30 protein-coding genes are annotated in these 17,627 nt (G+C 21.0%); 21 read left to right on the top strand and 9 right to left on the bottom strand.

What is annotated here, in order from left to right:
- Positions 1 to 40: 40 nt before the first annotated feature.
- Both AACL24_RS12200 and AACL24_RS12195 read right to left on the bottom strand, forming a co-directional pair.
- On the bottom strand, positions 41 to 448 hold the full coding sequence (locus tag AACL24_RS12200; RefSeq protein WP_339045908.1) for a transposase family protein: 408 nt from the start codon (positions 446 to 448) through the stop codon (positions 41 to 43).
- 23 nt (positions 449 to 471) lie between these two features.
- Positions 472 to 894 (bottom strand): transposase family protein, encoded by a 423-nt coding sequence (locus tag AACL24_RS12195; RefSeq protein WP_339045912.1) that lies wholly within the window; start codon positions 892 to 894, stop codon positions 472 to 474.
- Positions 895 to 1,010: 116 nt separating this feature from the next.
- On the opposite strand from AACL24_RS12195, the gene AACL24_RS12190 reads away from it, so the two are divergent.
- The 21 genes from AACL24_RS12190 to AACL24_RS12090 all read left to right on the top strand — a co-directional run bounded on the left by AACL24_RS12190 (position 1,011) and on the right by AACL24_RS12090 (position 10,536).
- The gene (locus tag AACL24_RS12190; RefSeq protein ID WP_339047009.1) at positions 1,011 to 1,208 is read left to right on the top strand and encodes a hypothetical protein; all 198 of its coding nucleotides are present in this window, start codon (positions 1,011 to 1,013) and stop codon (positions 1,206 to 1,208) included.
- Positions 1,208 to 2,107, top strand: a complete 900-nt coding sequence (locus tag AACL24_RS12185) for a hypothetical protein (RefSeq protein ID WP_339047007.1) — start codon at positions 1,208 to 1,210, stop codon at positions 2,105 to 2,107. Before AACL24_RS12190 ends, AACL24_RS12185 begins: the two co-directional genes overlap by 1 nt.
- Positions 2,108 to 2,626, top strand: a complete 519-nt coding sequence (locus AACL24_RS12180; RefSeq protein WP_339047005.1) for a hypothetical protein — start codon at positions 2,108 to 2,110, stop codon at positions 2,624 to 2,626.
- 3 nt (positions 2,627 to 2,629) lie between these two features.
- Complete coding sequence (locus tag AACL24_RS12175) at positions 2,630 to 2,971, top strand: hypothetical protein (RefSeq protein ID WP_339047003.1); 342 nt, start codon at positions 2,630 to 2,632, stop codon at positions 2,969 to 2,971.
- Between the two features lie 43 nt (positions 2,972 to 3,014).
- Entirely contained in the window at positions 3,015 to 4,454 is a 1,440-nt protein-coding gene (locus AACL24_RS12170; protein WP_339047001.1) for a hypothetical protein, read from the top strand.
- A 4-nt stretch (positions 4,455 to 4,458) separates the two neighbouring features.
- On the top strand, positions 4,459 to 4,947 hold the full coding sequence (locus AACL24_RS12165) for a hypothetical protein (protein ID WP_339046999.1): 489 nt from the start codon (positions 4,459 to 4,461) through the stop codon (positions 4,945 to 4,947).
- Between the two features lie 327 nt (positions 4,948 to 5,274).
- A complete protein-coding gene (locus tag AACL24_RS12160) occupies positions 5,275 to 5,766 on the top strand; it encodes a hypothetical protein (protein WP_339046997.1) in 492 nt (163 codons plus the stop codon).
- Positions 5,767 to 5,896: 130 nt separating this feature from the next.
- Positions 5,897 to 6,091, top strand: coding sequence for a hypothetical protein (locus AACL24_RS12155; protein WP_339046995.1), 195 nt, complete (start codon positions 5,897 to 5,899; stop codon positions 6,089 to 6,091).
- Positions 6,092 to 6,109: 18 nt separating this feature from the next.
- A complete protein-coding gene (locus tag AACL24_RS12150) occupies positions 6,110 to 6,232 on the top strand; it encodes a hypothetical protein (RefSeq protein ID WP_339046993.1) in 123 nt (40 codons plus the stop codon).
- Positions 6,222 to 6,407, top strand: coding sequence for a hypothetical protein (locus AACL24_RS12145; protein ID WP_339046991.1), 186 nt, complete (start codon positions 6,222 to 6,224; stop codon positions 6,405 to 6,407). The genes AACL24_RS12150 and AACL24_RS12145 overlap by 11 nt, the downstream gene beginning before the upstream one ends.
- A 2-nt stretch (positions 6,408 to 6,409) precedes the next feature.
- A complete protein-coding gene (locus AACL24_RS12140; RefSeq protein ID WP_339046988.1) occupies positions 6,410 to 6,667 on the top strand; it encodes a hypothetical protein in 258 nt (85 codons plus the stop codon).
- Positions 6,668 to 6,669: 2 nt separating this feature from the next.
- Complete coding sequence (locus tag AACL24_RS12135; RefSeq protein ID WP_339046985.1) at positions 6,670 to 6,876, top strand: hypothetical protein; 207 nt, start codon at positions 6,670 to 6,672, stop codon at positions 6,874 to 6,876.
- 15 nt (positions 6,877 to 6,891) lie between these two features.
- Positions 6,892 to 7,083, top strand: coding sequence for a hypothetical protein (locus AACL24_RS12130; protein ID WP_339046859.1), 192 nt, complete (start codon positions 6,892 to 6,894; stop codon positions 7,081 to 7,083).
- Positions 7,076 to 7,804: an ERF family protein gene (locus tag AACL24_RS12125; protein WP_339046983.1), complete on the top strand. Its 729-nt coding sequence runs from the start codon at positions 7,076 to 7,078 to the stop codon at positions 7,802 to 7,804. The genes AACL24_RS12130 and AACL24_RS12125 overlap by 8 nt, the downstream gene beginning before the upstream one ends.
- 183 nt (positions 7,805 to 7,987) lie before the next feature.
- A complete protein-coding gene (locus tag AACL24_RS12120) occupies positions 7,988 to 8,125 on the top strand; it encodes a hypothetical protein (protein ID WP_339046981.1) in 138 nt (45 codons plus the stop codon).
- A complete protein-coding gene (locus AACL24_RS12115) occupies positions 8,118 to 8,699 on the top strand; it encodes a hypothetical protein (RefSeq protein ID WP_339046980.1) in 582 nt (193 codons plus the stop codon). Before AACL24_RS12120 ends, AACL24_RS12115 begins: the two co-directional genes overlap by 8 nt.
- A complete protein-coding gene (locus tag AACL24_RS12110) occupies positions 8,699 to 9,046 on the top strand; it encodes a hypothetical protein (protein WP_339046978.1) in 348 nt (115 codons plus the stop codon). The genes AACL24_RS12115 and AACL24_RS12110 overlap by 1 nt, the downstream gene beginning before the upstream one ends.
- A 15-nt stretch (positions 9,047 to 9,061) precedes the next feature.
- Complete coding sequence (locus AACL24_RS12105) at positions 9,062 to 9,217, top strand: hypothetical protein (protein WP_339046976.1); 156 nt, start codon at positions 9,062 to 9,064, stop codon at positions 9,215 to 9,217.
- On the top strand, positions 9,217 to 9,411 hold the full coding sequence (locus tag AACL24_RS12100) for a hypothetical protein (RefSeq protein WP_339046974.1): 195 nt from the start codon (positions 9,217 to 9,219) through the stop codon (positions 9,409 to 9,411). Before AACL24_RS12105 ends, AACL24_RS12100 begins: the two co-directional genes overlap by 1 nt.
- 254 nt (positions 9,412 to 9,665) lie before the next feature.
- A complete protein-coding gene (locus tag AACL24_RS12095; protein ID WP_339046972.1) occupies positions 9,666 to 10,319 on the top strand; it encodes a type II toxin-antitoxin system death-on-curing family toxin in 654 nt (217 codons plus the stop codon).
- Positions 10,320 to 10,374: 55 nt separating this feature from the next.
- Positions 10,375 to 10,536: a hypothetical protein gene (locus AACL24_RS12090; RefSeq protein ID WP_339046970.1), complete on the top strand. Its 162-nt coding sequence runs from the start codon at positions 10,375 to 10,377 to the stop codon at positions 10,534 to 10,536.
- Here AACL24_RS12090 and AACL24_RS12085 read toward each other — a convergent pair.
- The 7 genes from AACL24_RS12085 to AACL24_RS12055 all read right to left on the bottom strand — a co-directional run bounded on the left by AACL24_RS12085 (position 10,523) and on the right by AACL24_RS12055 (position 17,618).
- Positions 10,523 to 11,761 (bottom strand): IS256 family transposase, encoded by a 1,239-nt coding sequence (locus AACL24_RS12085; RefSeq protein WP_339049448.1) that lies wholly within the window; start codon positions 11,759 to 11,761, stop codon positions 10,523 to 10,525. The two genes, AACL24_RS12090 and AACL24_RS12085, sit on opposite strands and share 14 nt — an antisense overlap.
- Positions 11,762 to 12,189: 428 nt before the next feature.
- Entirely contained in the window at positions 12,190 to 12,603 is a 414-nt protein-coding gene (locus tag AACL24_RS12080) for a hypothetical protein (RefSeq protein WP_339046968.1), read from the bottom strand.
- 380 nt (positions 12,604 to 12,983) lie between these two features.
- On the bottom strand, positions 12,984 to 13,391 hold the full coding sequence (locus AACL24_RS12075) for a transposase family protein (protein WP_339045908.1): 408 nt from the start codon (positions 13,389 to 13,391) through the stop codon (positions 12,984 to 12,986).
- Positions 13,392 to 13,414: 23 nt separating this feature from the next.
- Positions 13,415 to 13,630, bottom strand: coding sequence for a hypothetical protein (locus AACL24_RS12070; RefSeq protein WP_339046966.1), 216 nt, complete (start codon positions 13,628 to 13,630; stop codon positions 13,415 to 13,417).
- Positions 13,620 to 13,838: a hypothetical protein gene (locus AACL24_RS12065; protein ID WP_339046964.1), complete on the bottom strand. Its 219-nt coding sequence runs from the start codon at positions 13,836 to 13,838 to the stop codon at positions 13,620 to 13,622. Before AACL24_RS12065 ends, AACL24_RS12070 begins: the two co-directional genes overlap by 11 nt.
- A gap of 83 nt (positions 13,839 to 13,921) precedes the next feature.
- Positions 13,922 to 16,327 carry a hypothetical protein gene (locus tag AACL24_RS12060; protein ID WP_339046962.1) on the bottom strand — a complete coding sequence of 802 codons (2,406 nt, stop codon included), beginning with the start codon at positions 16,325 to 16,327 and terminating at the stop codon, positions 13,922 to 13,924.
- Positions 16,257 to 17,618, bottom strand: a complete 1,362-nt coding sequence (locus AACL24_RS12055; protein ID WP_339046960.1) for a hypothetical protein — start codon at positions 17,616 to 17,618, stop codon at positions 16,257 to 16,259. Before AACL24_RS12055 ends, AACL24_RS12060 begins: the two co-directional genes overlap by 71 nt.
- Positions 17,619 to 17,627: the final 9 nt, after the last annotated feature.

Raw genomic sequence — 17,627 nt, 5'->3', positions numbered from 1 at the left:
TAAAAATTTAAATTTTAAAAAAATATTTTTAATATTTTTTTTATTTTAATGGTTTTATTTTATTAAAAATTTCACAAAGTAAGTTAAATCTTAAGTACATAAGTCTAAATTTAGATTTTCTACATTTATTTACTAAAATTTTGAATCTTTTCAATCAAGCAAAGACATGTTCAACTTTAATTCTAATTTTAGATACAATCTTATTGTATTTTCTTTCTTGTTTAGTTAATTTTTTATTTTTAGTTCTTTTAATTGGTATTATTGTATTTTTATAAATATTTTGTATACCTTGATATCCTAAATCACCAATAATTATTGTTTTTTCTGAAAATTCAAGATTTGAATTTTTTAATATTTGAAAATCATGCACTTTACCATTATCAGCAAAAATATCAACAATTTTTTTATTAAAAAAATCATATACAATTTGAAATTTTATAGAATACATTCAACTTTTACCAGAAAAATATTCTAACTGTAGTTTTTTTTAGTTGGTCTTTCAATTTCAATCTCAGTTGAATCAATTAAATAAAATTGAAATTCATTTGAATTTTCTTGTTTTTTATCAATTTTTAATTTATATCTTTCTTTTAAAAATTGGTAATCTTTGTGGTTACTAAGTTTATTTTCTACTCAAGTAATATTTCGAAAACAACTTGATGGGCTCATTTTAGATTTAATACTCATTTGAAAAAAAGTATAATATTCTTTTCAGTATAATAAAGTCATCATTAATCTTTCTTCTACTGAAAGTTTATTTTTTCGACCTTTATTTTTTTCTAATTTTTCTATTTCAATTAATTTTTCTAACATTTCATTAAAATGAAAACGTTTTATACCAAAATATCTATAAAATTCTTCATTTTTTAATTTTTTTAAATTTTCAAAAATCATTTTTATCAACACTTTTCTAAATTTATTGTTAATAACAAAATTATAAAATAAATTTTAAAATTATTAATTGACTTTTAAAAAATTTAATTACGGAATATGTCTATAATTTATTACCTATGGAAACTAATCATATTAATACTGAAATGCAAGAAACACCATTTACTAATGAAACTGCAAGATTAATTAATGATAATAGATTCACAATTAATAGTGAAACTGCAAGTCAATATTATGGTAGTGATAATATGAGCGAGGTACCATTAAATCATGATAATGCTTCATTAAATTGAGATTATAACCACATGAGTTTATAATGTTACCTTTAATTATTAGAATTATCTATTCTGCATTAGAAACTAATGATATTAGAACTGCAATTATTAGTTTATTAAAGTTATATAGTAAAAATCAAAGTTTAAAATCAGTTTTAGATAGTGAAAATGTTAATGAAGAAGAACTTGACCAACCATATTCAACTTTTAATCCAAATATTATTAAAAAACTTATTTCAATTTTAAAACCTAGTGAATTAACTGAATTAAAAACTCAATTAGATAAATTAGTGTTTAAACCTATAAAGAAAATTAATAAATTATTTAAAGATAATGATAATAAAGAATCAGAATCTAATGAAGAAGATGATAAAGATGATAAAGGTTGAATAATATTATCAAGTTCTTGATTTAAAAAGGGTTTATTTTATAAATCTAATCAATCATTAAAATTTGGTGTATTACAAGGTTTATTTCAATCAGATACAAGTAAAAATAAACGTTGATATGGTGTATATACTTATCCAAATGTACCAGAAGAAACTTGAAATTTAATGAAAGCAGCAAAAGGTAAAAATGGTAATGGTGCTGGAACAATATTTTGAAGATATTTTTTAAGAGGTTTTTTACCCAGTCAAATCCGTTCATATGTAAAGAAACAACTTAAAGAACAGAAAGGTATTAGTAAAGGTAAACAACGCTATAACATTATTAAATCAACTAATATTAACGTTTTAAAAAAAACTGCATTTATTAATAAATTAGAACGTGGTTTTTTTAAACTTAAAGAATTTAAAACATTACCAAAAACTGAATTAGGTAGTAGAGCATGAAGAGTAGAAAGAAAAGAATATTTAACTTTTCATAAAACTAATAATTTAAATAAAAATATTCGTATTTCAATTTATAAAAATAAAAGTAAATATAAAACATGAAAGTAGGTGATAATTATTATTGAATTAGATAAACCAATTAAACCAATTGGTATATGAAATACTATTAATCCAATATCAAAAGATAATAAAGAATATAAAAGATTAAATAAGATTTGATTTAATAAAAATAGTACTCATATAGATAAAATAAAAATTTTAATATCAAATATTTTAAAAATAACAAGTCATATTATTGGTATGTTAATAACATTATTTTTTACAATAACACCATGATTAATACCTAAAATACCAATAGAAATGGGAATTGGAAGTTATACAAGTCAATATAATTTTACTTGACCTGACCATTTAATATTAACTTTATTTCCTATGTTTGGTCATATTGGATTAAATTTAGTAACTAAATTAGGTAATTATGGAAAATTAATTAAATATTTATTAATAACTATACCAATTATTATTACAAGTCCTTATTTAATATATCAATATAAAAAAATTAAAAAACATAAAAAAGAATGTCATTTATGTAAACAACATTCAAATAAAATACAATTGGAGGAATAAAAAATGAATTTTTCAATAGAATTAATATCAGCAGTAATAGGAGGAGCAGTTGCTAGTGGAATATGTATTACTTTAGCATTTCTATTATTTGGAAAATCAATAAAAAAATCAAAACAATCAAATTTAGCAAAAGAATTAAAACGTAATAAAGAATTAGAATTTATTACAGCAAATATTAAACAATTAAATACTCATTTACAATTAGAAACTACATCAACTGCTAAATTACTTGATAGTTTTAATGTAGATAAAGAACAAGTAGATAATTTTGTTTTATTACAAAAATCTAAAAAGAAAGAATTAACTGAAAAAGATAAACAAAAAGCAACTAAATTTAAAATTTAAAGGGTTTAAATACCCTTTATTTTACATTAAGGAGTAAATTATTATGGCTATTAAAGACCCAATTTTATTTATAACAGTTGAAGAATTTAAATTATCTAAATATTTTAATGAATTATTATTTGATAAAATTACTACTCCAGATAATGAAATTTGATTTGCAATATCTGTAGCAAGTAGTAACATTGACTATTTAAGTGGTTTTACTATTTCAAAAAAATGACCAGAAATAACACCAACTGATTTTACAGATAATATTCAAACTGCAACTACTCATTATGTTAGATTTTTATTAACTAAAGATGTAGATTATTTACGTGGTCAAGGTTCAATTAGTCAAGGTGGATTAACTTATAGTGAAACTAATCCAGATGACCCATATTTTATCCCACCAGAAGTATTTAATTGTTTAAGAAAAATTAAAGAATATCCAAATATTAAAGGTTTTAATTTAAAAGGTATAGAACCACAAAAAAATAATTGATTTAATAAATTTATTTCAAATTGTGGTGAAGATAGTCCGTTAAATGCATACATACCTTATAATAATATAAAATCATTAGATTCTAGAACTAAAATTACTATATATCATCCACAAAATATGTTAAGACCAATTGTTAATATTGATACTAGGGGTATTAATACAAGTACTACTATACCAGAATTTAAAAGTCCTAAAGAAACTATAGATATTAAATATTATGAATCTAATCATACTGTAAATGCTGATATTAGTAATAAAATACAAAATGAAATAGATAAAAAACAAAATAAAAGTGAAACAGTTTTTATTTGAAAAAGTAGTGTTGGTTCTAGTGGTAAATATGATGGTGGTGGGTATTTAAGTATGTCTAATAAGCAAATTACTAGTCTTGGAACTCCTACATCACCAAGCGATGCAACTACAAAACAATATGTTGATGATAAAGTAAATATTAAACAAGATAAATTAACTGCTGGTGAAAATATTACTATTGATGAAAATAATAAAATTAGTGCTACTGGTGGTGGTAGTGAATCATTATGAGAAATAGACCAAAATAGTCCAAATATAATACAACCTAAAGAAAAAAGAATTATTACTTTAAATAATACTAGAATGGTTGATATAGCAGACCCTATACAAGCACAAGATGCTGTAAATAAAAGATATGTTGATAATAAGATACAACCAATTCCAAGTATTCCACAATGAAAAGAAGTAGGAACAAAAATAAATATAAATCATATTAAATATACTTTTAAATCAAATACTAAATATAAAATTTATTATAATTTTGAAAGTCAATCAAGTAGTAAAAAATTTGCTTTTATTTGTAAAGAATTTTTATACGGTGAGTTAAATACTGATGTTCAAACTTTGGATTGAGATAAAGTTAATGATAGAATAATGGTTTCTTTACAAATGCAAAATGATACTATTGCTATTGTTAGTGACCCTACAAGATATGGTCAACTTTTAAAATTAGAAGAATTACAGGAATAATATTATGAATAAAGAATTTACTTATTTACATGAAATTAGTTATTGATTATTAAATAAAAGTGATTTTACTCATAGTGAATATAATTTAAGTGGAAGTAGATATTCAAGTAAAACATATAGTATTGCAGAAGAATTAGCAATATTAATTGCTATTTCAATTAAAGTTAATAAATCAATTGCTGTATATTGTTTTAGAAAATTAAATAAAGATATTAATGATTTAGTTAAAGAAATTTATAATGCTTTAATAACAATTGGATTAAATGATTATAAAGATTTTACTTTAAAATATCCAAATAAACAAGCAGATTTTCGTTTTAAAGGTAGTAAATCATTTATTAGAGTAATGGGTGTATATAGTAATAGTAATGATAGAATACCTTTAAAAGGGCTTTCTCGTAGTGAAATAAAAGGTTTTGATTTAGCAATTGAATGATGTGAAGAAGCAAATGGGGCGCATTTCAAACTTGGATATGATTTAATAAAAATATAAATGAGAGATAAAACTCTCATTTTTAATTGTTGAACAATTATAATTAATTATTTTATTAAACCAGCACTTTATTAAAGTAATTAATTATTCCATAACTAAATAAAAAATTATGTAGGCTATTGTGCTGGAATATACCAATAGTAATTTTTGTCATGCTCTTTGAAAATTTCAGAAATTTTGGTTCCCTTCCGCTAGAACCCCTACCCTCCAAGGCTTTGCTACTTACAGTAGCATAAGCCTTACGTAGAGTAGTAGAAGTATTAGTTAGTAGTATATAAGCCTTTTATCACTGTAGGTGATAAGGCTTATACGTAGAAAGGATTTGTAATGATTAATGTTAATTTAGATTTAAATACAAAAATACAAGAAACAAAAAATGGTGGAATATTATTAGAAATTGGTGAATATGAAACATGATTTCCTAAACAATATACTAGTATTGACGAAAATAATAAAAAAATAGCATTAAAAATATTTGAAAATTTTGATTATAAATTAGGTAAAAATTCAATTACAGAAAATATGAAAAGTATTAAAGGTAGTGAAGTTTTAAAATATATAAAAAATATTCCAGATATTACTACAAATGAAAATGAATTAATATCTTGTGAATTTTATGAACAATATAATGGTTATTATATTTTTAAAAATGATAAAAATCAAGAATGTTTTAAATATAACATTACATGAGAACAAGATATGAAAAGTTTTAAAATAAATAATCCATATAATGATAATGATTTAGCAATAAATTATATTGTTACACCAATGAAAGATATAAATACTCATAATGAAAAAATATTTTATTTAAAGTATTAAAGGAAATTAATATGTTACTTAATGTTGAAAAAATAGAATTAATTAAAAATTTATGTAATGAAAAATTACTTAAAAATAAAAAATATATAGAAATTGAAGAAATATTAAAAATTATAGAAAGGGATTAAAAATGGAAGAAATAGATAATTTAGAAATACAAGAAGATAATAAAGAATTACAAAATAAATTATTAAAAGAACAAATTGAATTAATTGAAGAACAAAAAGAATTTTATAAAAAATCATGAAAAAGTAGAATTATATTTTTAACAATTGGAATAATTATTATGATTTTAACATTAATAATTATTGCTTCTAAACATTAATGAAAGAAATGAATAATTATGGAATGTAGAGAATATAGAATTAAAGGCTCATGTGATATATGTCATAAAAATTCATCATTTTCAAATAGAACTTGTAATAAATGTTTTTATAAATTAATAGGTGAAAAAAATGAAATGTAATATACATAATGAAAAATATATATGATTTTCTGAATTAGAAAATACATATTATTGTAATAAATGTATTGATGAAATGATTGAAAACGATATGTATTTAACATCAAATAATTGAGATTACTTATATGAATATTATATTAATGAATTACAATTAGAAAATTTTAAAGGAGAATATTAAAAATGAAATATGCTTATTTATTAAAATATAAAGTTAATTATGTTTATGAAACAAAATATAAATTATTTTCTACAATTGAAAATGCTAATAATTTTCTTAAAAATTATAAACATCATGTATTAACTGGTAGTTATAATGCTCAAAAATATCAAGAACCAGCATTTATTACACATTATGAAATATTGGTAATGGAAATAGATATAACTATAAATAATATTGAAAATATTTACGTTAATAAAAATACTTTAAAAGGAGTGTAAATATGAATAGATTAGAATTACAAAATGCAATGAAATTAATAGAAAAATTTGAAGAATTACAAGAAGAATTTAATAGTAAATATGAAGATTTTGAAGTTGAAATTGATAATGATGGGGATTTAAAAATTAGTAATGATTATTTTATATATGAAGATGTAAACAAATTAGAACAAGCAATTATTGATTATAAAAAGATTATTAAAGGTTAAAGGAGATAAATAAATATGGTAGCAGCAGCACTTAAAAAACATGAAGATAAATTATTAATTAAAAATTTAAAAATTCGTCTTACTAAAAATGACCATTATGAATTAAAAACATATTGTTATGAAAGAAATATAACTATGAATGATTTTGTAAGGGATTTAATTAAAAATGCAATTAAAAAAAATAGAAAGAGTGATTATAATGAATAATTTATATAAAAAAATACTTAAATTACAATTAGAAATTGGTAGTACACCTAAAAATGGTTTTAATAAATTTGGTAATTATAAATATTGATTATTAAGTGATATTTTTAATAAAGTTAAATTATTATGTAAAGAATTAAATATTGTTATTACACATGAAGATATATTAACAACTGATAGAAAAATAAATTATTTAGATAATAATAAAGAAGTAGAAATAACTTATTTTAAAAGATATACAATTATTGATTTAGATAATGATAAAGAAATAAAATATTTTGATATACTTGCTTGTGCTAAAAATACAGATATAGCAAAAGCAAAAGGTAGTGCAGAAACTTATGCTTATAGATATTTTTTAATGAATTTATTATTATTAAGTGAAGATGAACTTGACCCAGATAATGATAATGTTAATTTAATACAAAATAATAAGCAACAAAATAATTATATTAATAATAATGTAAAAATACAAAATGAAAAATGAGAACCAAGTGAAAAACAATTAGATTATTTTGAAAAATATATGATTACAAATACAGTTTTATTTGATGAATGTATAAGAGAAGATATGGAAAGATTAAATCCAAGTAATAATAAAGATTTTTTAATATTAATGGGTGAAAATTATTTAAAAACTTTATTTGATAAATTTAAAGAAATTCGTGAAAGATTTAAAAATTTAAAAACTAATAATAAAAATGAGTATAGAAATTATGAATAAATGTAAATATTGTAATAAAAGAATTTGATTTTCTCAATATTGATGTATGAATTGTTTAAAAATATTAGTTATAAATTTAAATAAAAATAAGGAAAAAAAATAATGTATTGTCAAGATTGTGGAAACCTTGATTGTAATTTAATGAATTATGAAACATTAAAACATTTTAAAGGAGAATAAATAATGAATAAAGAAAAATTAGTTAGATACATTAATGATGAAATAATGAAAAACGATATAAATAGTGAAATGTTGCTATCTAATTTAAAATTAACAAAATTAAGTTTCAAAATTATGAATGGTGAATTTGATAATGACTAATTATTTACTTTCAATTGACCCAAGTATTAAAAATACTGGATTTACTTTATGAGAAAAAACAAAAAGAATTAGTGAATGTGAAGTTGATTATAGAGAAATAGAATATATATACAAATGAAAACCAATATGAGTAAAAAGTTTTGATTTTAAAAATATTAAAAAAGATGATGATTTTTATAAACAAATAAAATATTTTATTTCTAAAAAAATTCATTTTGAAGAAAAAATAAATGGTATTTTAGATTTAATTATTGAACGTGGTACTTTTCATTCAAAAAATGGTATTGGTTATGAAACTCAAGAACATTTACGTGGTTTTATTGCAGGACAATTTAATAAATTAATAACAAAAAATATGTTAATTAGTCCAAGTGAATGAAAGAAATGATATTTAAAAGAATTAAGATATGATGAAGATGATTTATTTAAAGATAAAAAATGAAATAAAGAAAAATCATTATATATAGTTAGAGGTTTAATTAGACAACAAAATTGAAATATAACAATATCAAATCATGATGAAGCTGATTCATTATTAATGGGTTGATATTATTTAAATAAGGAGAATAAATAATGCTTGAAATATCTAATGCTTTAAAAAATTATTTATCCAATAAACAACCTTATAAAGGTTCAAAAATGTGAGGTATTTATATTTTATATAATAAAAAAGAAAATAAATTAAGTTGTTATAATATTGAAACAAAAGAAGAATATTGAAATTTAATTTTAAATAAAGAAAATATTGAAAATATATGAGAAAGATATAAATTTTATTCATTTGAAAGAGATAATTGTGTTACTGCATATAAAATAGGAAATTTTAAATCAACACCAACCTTAATTGATTTTCAAATATCAACAGATACATTATATTTACATTATATTTTAGGGTTAATTTTAATGGATTTATTAAAATAGAAAAGGATAATAAAAATGACTAAACAAGATATTTTAGAAATAATAGATAAATTAAAAAAAGTTAAATGAAATATTGAAATATTTGAAGGTATGAAAAAAAATATTATTTTTGAAGTAAATAAATATGAAATTTTTAATAAAATAATTAAAAATAATAAGGAAGTAAAATAATGCAAAAACAAAAAGAAGAAAAAGTATTACTTAAATGTATTGTTAAAGATTGTAATAGTAAAGTATTAGTTACTTTAAAAACTTTAAATGTAGAAGATAGTGTAGTTCAATTTTTTAATATGTGTTATTTTCATAAAAAACAATTTAAAAATAAAGTAAAAGAAATTAAAAATGAATTTAAAAATAAGGAGTAAATAATGGTTTGATGAGAAATATTAACTATAGTATCAGTATCAGTAATATTGTTTTTAATGACAATTTCAGTACTAACAGATGTTATAACTAAAATTATTAATTATTGATAATATAACTAAATTGTCTATATTTAATATAGAAAATATTATATAATTAATAAAGAGAAGTTAACTCGTTTCTAATTATTTATAACTTCTCTTTTTTATATTTTAATTTATAATATTAAATATAAAAAAATTAAAGGCGGTTAAAAATGAAAAGATATTTTATCTTTGGAATAGCTAATAAAACAAAAGATAAAATCATACATGAAATTGCTTTTAATCGTTCAAGAAATTTAATGTCAAAAAAAGGTAAAAATACAGTTATTATTCATACTAATAATTATTCAGATATAAAAGTAAATATTGGCGAAATAAAAATTAATTTTGATAAAGAATTTCATGAAAATTTATTAAAAATAGTAACTGAAGCAATATATTTAGTTAAAGAAACTCATACTTCTTATGGAATGGAAAAATGTGATTACAGAGAAAGAGATAAAGGTGGAATAAGTTCTACATTATATAGTTTAACTACAATATGGTATCATAATAGAAAAAATATTGATATATTAGACTTAGCAATTGATTTATTAATAAGAATATGTACAGGACATTTAATTTTTAATGGAAATAAAAGATTATCTGTAATTACATGTAGTATATTTTTAAATTCAATGGGATTATATTTAAAATGAAGTAGTGAAACACATGCTTATTTAAAATATTGAGAAGATTTAATGACCAATATTGCAGATAATAAATATGGAAAAGATATAAAGGAAATAAAAGAAAATAAAGAACTTAATATTAAAAATTTATTTTTAAATTCTATAATGATAAGTAATAAATGAATTTGACAATAAATTATTTAAAAAATGATATAATATATACACATATAAAAGTAAATAGGTGGTTTTAATGACAAAAAAAAGAAAACAATTTAAATATAATGAAAAAATAATACAAAATGCAGTTAAAAATGCTTATGAAGATGAAAAATTAATTAAAATAGTAAAAAGATTAGAGAGGCTTTTATGTAATCTGTGTATCTTTGTTTTACAAAGTACTAGTTTAGATTAATTCTATCTTCAAATTTTATCATAAAATGAGCAATTGCTGTATTTCAATTTTGAATGGGCATTGTTCATTTTTTTGTTATATTTTCAATTGCTAAATAAAATATTTTAAAAACTGCCATATCATTAGGAAAAACTTTTTTATTTCTGATAACTTTTCGTAATTGACTATTTACAGATTCAATAGCATTTGTTGTATAAATAACTCTTTTGATTTCTGTAGGATAACTAATAAAAACCATTAAATTATCTCAATTTTTATATCAAGATTTAGCAATTTGAGGATATTGTTTATTTCACTTATTTTCAAAGGATTCTAAAGCCTGCATTGCTTGTTCTTCACTACATGCAGTATAAATTGGTTTTAAATCTGCAACTAGAGATTTTCTATGCTTATATGAGACATATTTCAAACTATTTCTAATTTGATGAACTATGCATAATTGATGTTTTGTTTTAAGATAAACTGATTGTATTGCTTCTGACATGCCTGTTAAATTATCACTGCAGGCAATAAGAATATCATTTAAGCCACGATTTTTCATTTCTGTTAAATTTGCTAATCAAAATTTAGCACCTTCATTTTCACTAATTCATAAACCTAAAACATCTTTTTTACCTTCTAAATCAACTCCTAAAGCTATATAAACTGATTTATTAATAATCCTTTTATCTTGTCGTACTTTCACTACTATGCAATCAAAATAAACAATCGGATAGACACTTTCTAATGGTCGATTTTGCCATGCTTTTACATCATCAATAACATCATCAGTAATTTGACTAATAACACTTTCACTAATATCAGCACCATGATATAACTCTTGTAATTGCATTCTAATATCTGATAATGTCATACCTTTTGCATATAAAGAAAGAACTTGTTGATCAAAACCATCAAATCTTCTTTGTCTTTTTGCAACTATTATAGGATTAAAATTACTATTGCGATCTCGTGGTACATCAATCTCAATTTTACCTTGTTGAGTTATTATTTTTTTTGAACTTATACCATTACGAGCATTGTCACTATTACTATGTTGATTCTTTTCATATCCCAAATAATTTTGCATCTCAGAATTCAACATTTTTTCTACTAATCTTTTTGTTAATTCTTTATACAATCCTCCCTCTTTAAAAACTGTTGTTAAATCTTCAGTATTTTCTAATAATAAATCTACTGCTTTTGATATTGGATCATTATTATTAATATTTTGCTTTTTAGCCATCTGTAACTCACTCTTTCTAGTCATTTAATTATATTTACTAGAATTAATTAAACATAGTTATTTTTGTAAGTTACACAGATTACTAAACATTACCAGATTAGAAAAAAAATAAAAGTTACCTAAATGGTAACTTTTTAATTAGGTGCCAACCTAATCATATACCGATATACTTACCTAAATGGTAAGTATTTTCACATTATACATTATTTTAAGATTGTGGGGGAATATTATTTTCAAAAGAAAGCAAAAAATAGAGAAGCAACTATTATCATCAAAATTATTGTTGCTGTCATCATAATAGTTATTAAAAAAAACTTATTATTATAGATTTTATCAACAAATTTTTCCTTTTCTATTTCATGAGTTATAACATTTTTTTGTATCCATAATTTACTCCTTGATTATTTAATAATATTATATTATCATAATTATCTTGAATTTAGTATTATTTTATATATATTTGCTTTAATACTATTAATATATATTCTAGAATATGCTTTATCATCTTCGCCAATTTTTCCTGTAATATATCACATATCTTCAATTTTACCTAATGTTGATTGTAAATAAAAATTTCATCTAAAATTTTTATTATCAATTATACAAAAACCTAGAAATTTATTATTTTCATATTTTATATTTCAACCACCAATATTACCATTATCATTTATAGTAAAATTATAACTATTTAACTGATAATCAGTATCAGTTCTTCCATACATATATGCTATTCCACTTTCTTTTTCAAGTTGTATTGTAGTACCTTGTTTATTGTGATTTCAATGATAAATATGATTTCCATTACGTGGTTGTGTATCTCTGAAAATTAAATCTTTAAGCATAATCTCTTGAAATCCATTATGTTTCTTTGGATTTAAAAAATTTTCTTCTATGGAAAAATCAGTATATAAAGTTGATGTTATAGTAGGAATTGAATTATTATGAATTTCTTTTTTTGTTTCAATATCATAATCATAATAAATAGTTATTGATTTATAATATCTTTTTAAGTTATTAAAAGGACATATTCCGTAATTAAATTTAATTAATTGTCAATAAAATTGTTTTAAAACTATTTAGTGTTATTGAATATAGAAATAAATATTTTTTGAAAAAATAGTTTAAAAAATGAGTTTACATTTTAAACAAAAAATTGTTAATAATATTTTTATATTAACTCGATAAAAATTTAAATTTTAAAAAAATATTTTTAATATTTTTTTTATTTTAATGGTTTTATTTTATTAAAAATTTCACAAAGTAAGTTAAATCTTAAGTACATAAGTCTAAATTTAGATTTTCTACATTTATTTACTAAAATTTTGAATCTTTTCAATCAAGCAAAGACATGTTCAACTTTAATTCTAATTTTAGATACAATCTTATTGTATTTTCTTTCTTGTTTAGTTAATTTTTTATTTTTAGTTCTTTTAATTGGTATTATTGTATTTTTATAAATATTTTGTATACCTTGATATCCTAAATCACCAATAATTATTGTTTTTTCTGAAAATTCAAGATTTGAATTTTTTAATATTTGAAAATCATGCACTTTACCATTATCAGCAAAAATATCAACAATTTTTTTATTAAAAAAATCATATACAATTTGAAATTTTATAGAATACATTCAACTTTTACCAGAAAAATATTCTAACTGTAGTTTTTTTTAGTTGGTCTTTCAATTTCAATCTCAGTTGAATCAATTAAATAAAATTGAAATTCATTTGAATTTTCTTGTTTTTTATCAATTTTTAATTTATATCTTTCTTTTAAAAATTGGTAATCTTTGTCGTTACTAAGTTTATTTTCTACTCAAGTAATATTTCGAAAACAACTTGATGGGCTCATTTTAGATTTAATACTCATTTGAAAAAAAAGTATAATATTCTTTTCAGTATAATAAAGTCATCATTAATCTTTCTTCTACTGAAAGTTTATTTTTTCGACCTTTATTTTTTTCTAATTTTTCTATTTCAATTAATTTTTCTAACATTTCATTAAAATGAAAACGTTTTATACCAAAATATCTATAAAATTCTTCATTTTTTAATTTTTTTAAATTTTCAAAAATCATTTTTATCAACACTTTTCTAAATTTATTGTTAATAACAAAATTATAAAATAAATTTTAAAATTATTAATTGACTTTTAAAAAATTTAATTACGGAATATGTCTAAAGTATTAATTAATAATGTAGGGTCTAATAAAGATTTTAAATCAACTTCATAATTAACTTCTTTACTTTTATTAGCAAGTCATCAATTTTCAGTATTATCTTTTACTGGAATTGAACTTGTATCTGTTAAAGGTAAATTATTTGCTATCATTTCTATTTTTAAATTTGGAATTATTATAATTGATTTTGCTATATTTTGTGGACTTGGTGGCAATATTTTTGCTGGATATGAAAATGTAGTTTCTTCACTTTCTTCATATTCATCATGATTTAATTTATACAAAGTAGTTCAATTAAAAGCATTACCAGTTAAATAACCCATATTATTATAACGAAATTGCGCAACTGATATTTCATTATAATCACCTTGATAAGTAAAAGGATTATCACTATAAAATGTATGTCTTTCTTCACCTTGATGTAAACTTTGTGTAACAATTGTATCAATAATATAAGCATAATTTGAACCATCAATAACTCCATTACTTGTAGGATTTCATTGACAATCTTTATCTTCATTTGTAAATGGTGAAGCTATATCTAAAAACTCTGTATCTTCTGCTACAATATAAACTTTATTATTTTTCTTTTGTGATAAATCAACTGTACTTATTTGTTCTTTAACTTCTAACTTTTTACCAGTAGTAGGGTCTCATGGATAAACACTTACTCTATCACTTAATTTCATTGTCATAGCAGTTGTTGAAACATTTGCACCTAATAATTTACCAATAGTAAAATCATTATCATTTGTAAATACATTTAATGGAATTAAACCACCATTACCAATAATACTTTCTAAATTACTTGTAAAAAATGCACTCATAAAACCATTAAAATATAACATTTTTTTATATTGTTGAGCATTTTGAGTAATAACTCAACTACTTCATATACCTAATGTTAAAGCATTTAATAATTTACCAATTAAAGGAATATCACTTAAAGCAAAAGGTAATCATTGTTGACTATCATAAGGCATTTGTATTAAAGGACTAAATACAACTGAATTAAAATTTAATATAGCAGACATATATTTTTGAGATATTTTACTATAATCTACAGTTGGACTACCTATAATTAAATGCGTATCTGGGTCTTTATATTTAAAATTACTACTCATATCAACATTATAATTACCAGTTAAATTATTTATATTTCATTCACTATCTCAAAAGAATTTTGCTTCTCCTACTGATGTACCATTACTTAATCTTGCTTTATCTTTATCAAAAGAAAGCATACCTTTAAAATCTTTTGTTACAAATAAATTATCTTGAAAATTTAATGAAGTTTTTAATCATTCTGTAAAATTTTTAAAATTAGTAAATCCAGTAGGTTGTGCATTCATTATATTATAAAATGTAGTTTCTGGATGACTACTTGTTGTTATTTTATCATTTATACCAGCAATTAAACCACCATTAGTTTTAGTATCAGTTGTACATAAATCATTATTACCAGCAATAAATAATCTTCTTGAAGCAAATACTTTACTTTCAAATATTTCTTCATTATTTTGTTGAATTGGTTCTTGACCTTGAAGAATAGGTCTTCCATAATAATAACAACTTGATAATAATTCTAATCCATAACTTTGTCTATGAGAATATCTTACTCCTATATCACGCATTAAAGTACGATTTAAAGTTACTTTTCCTTGTTGAATAGTAGGGAAAGCATAACCACTACCTGGACTTGCATATTGTACAAAATCAAGTGTATTTTGACCACTAGAAACTACTCTATCATTTAAACTACTAAAAGTTAATACTTGCATACTAAATGCACCATTATAAGGACTATAATAATTTGTTACATTTGAAATATATAATAATTGTCTATCTTGATTTTTACCACTATTACCCCCAATATTTTCATTTTCATCATTAAATACTACAAAAAATTGTAAATAATCATCAATTGTAATATGTTCTTCAAACATTACTAAAGTATATTGTCTTTTAGTTTGTACTGTTTTAAATATTTGATTATTTGGTAAATTACTAAAATCAACACCACTTGTATCATCAATTAAATAAGCATTTCAATAATCTCCAATTTTATATTGTTTTGTATAAAATTCATCTTGACCACTAGATTTATGAGTTTCTGGGTCAATTTTACCTTTATTTTTTTGATATATTTTTGTACTATTTTTTCAAATACATACAACTGGAGTAGTACCAGTTAATATTAATTCATATTGTCCAAAATCACTTATTTTACTATTAATTGGTTTATAACCAGTTTCAGTTAAAGGAATTGCACCATTATTTATAACAAATGGAAATATTTTTCAATAACTACATCTTTTAATTAGCAATTGTTGTCTTTTTAATTGAAGATGTAGATGTTTCATTAATTGAATTTGTTGATGTATCATTTTTATTTTCTCCTAATAATTTTATTTCTTCTTTATCTTCTTCCATTATTTCTTTATAATGTTTTTTTGCTTGTTGTTTTGTTACTTCATCTAATTCAGCAATAGCTTGTGTATATGACATTGTTCTATCTGCTAATCTTTGACTAATCATTTCTTGTTTTAATAATTGGTCAGTCATAGCAATAGGTAAAAATTTAAAACTATAAGGTCTATCACCAATACCATCTCATAATTTTTCATGAATTAATAACATATCAAAAAATCTATAAAAATAATATGAATAATGACTTATTTTAGTTTCTGTAGTTTCCATATCATTTTTATTATTAAATAATGATTTAGTTTTATTTTCATAATTTACACCAGAAAATTCACTATAATCATAACCAGCACCATTTCATATATCTTTTCCTAAATCATCTTTATCTAAAATATAATTACTAGCTTTAAAATCACCTTGAATAACTTCCATACCACCAGCACCAGATTTATTATAGCTAGCAGTACCAACATTAACTACAATATTTTTTTTAGGATTATCAATTATTTTTCCATGTTCAATCATATTTTTAACAGTTTCATTATCAAATGCACCAAATAATGTTGTAACATTTAATTCTCTATCAACATTTCTTTGAGTATAAGATTTATGATAATATTCAATTAAATTTCAAACTGGATAAGTATCTGGATATGCATTTAAAGTTGTTGAATTACCATAAAAATTAACCATTGGTAAATTTGTTATTTCTAATATTGGTAAATAATTTCAAGGATTTTTAATTTCATAACTATATTTTGGTATTAAATTAGGTTTTAATTTTGTATGTGCTGTTCCTAAAATAATTTCTTTTTCATTTTTATTATCATTTTTATAAGTTTCAAATCTTATTTTTCCATTTTCAGCAATTACTCAAGTTAATGTTGCACTATCTGCTTGTTCATTTATAAAAAAGAATTCTGCACATTGTTCTTCTTCATTATATTTAGCAACTCTACCAGCAAATGAATTAGGTAATACTTTTAAACTTGTACTATTATCTTTATAAATAATAGGCATTATATATACTTTTCCAAGTAAACTTTCTTGTATTCCAAATTTATATAATTTTTCAAATCATTTATCACTAATAATTTTATTAGTAAAATATTTTAAAATATTTTCTTTTTCACTATCAAATAATAAACCTTTACCTAATCATAATTTAGTTGATTTTTGAGCAATTCTCATAGGAATATTACTATATCATTCTCTTCTATTACAAGAAAGATATTCTAATGGATTATTCATTTTTATCAT

It is taken from the genome of Spiroplasma endosymbiont of Colias croceus (assembly GCF_964020095.1).
Taxonomy (GTDB): domain Bacteria; phylum Bacillota_I; class Bacilli_A; order Mycoplasmatales; family VBWQ01; genus Spiroplasma_E.
This window is presented reverse-complemented; position numbering and strand designations above follow the sequence as displayed.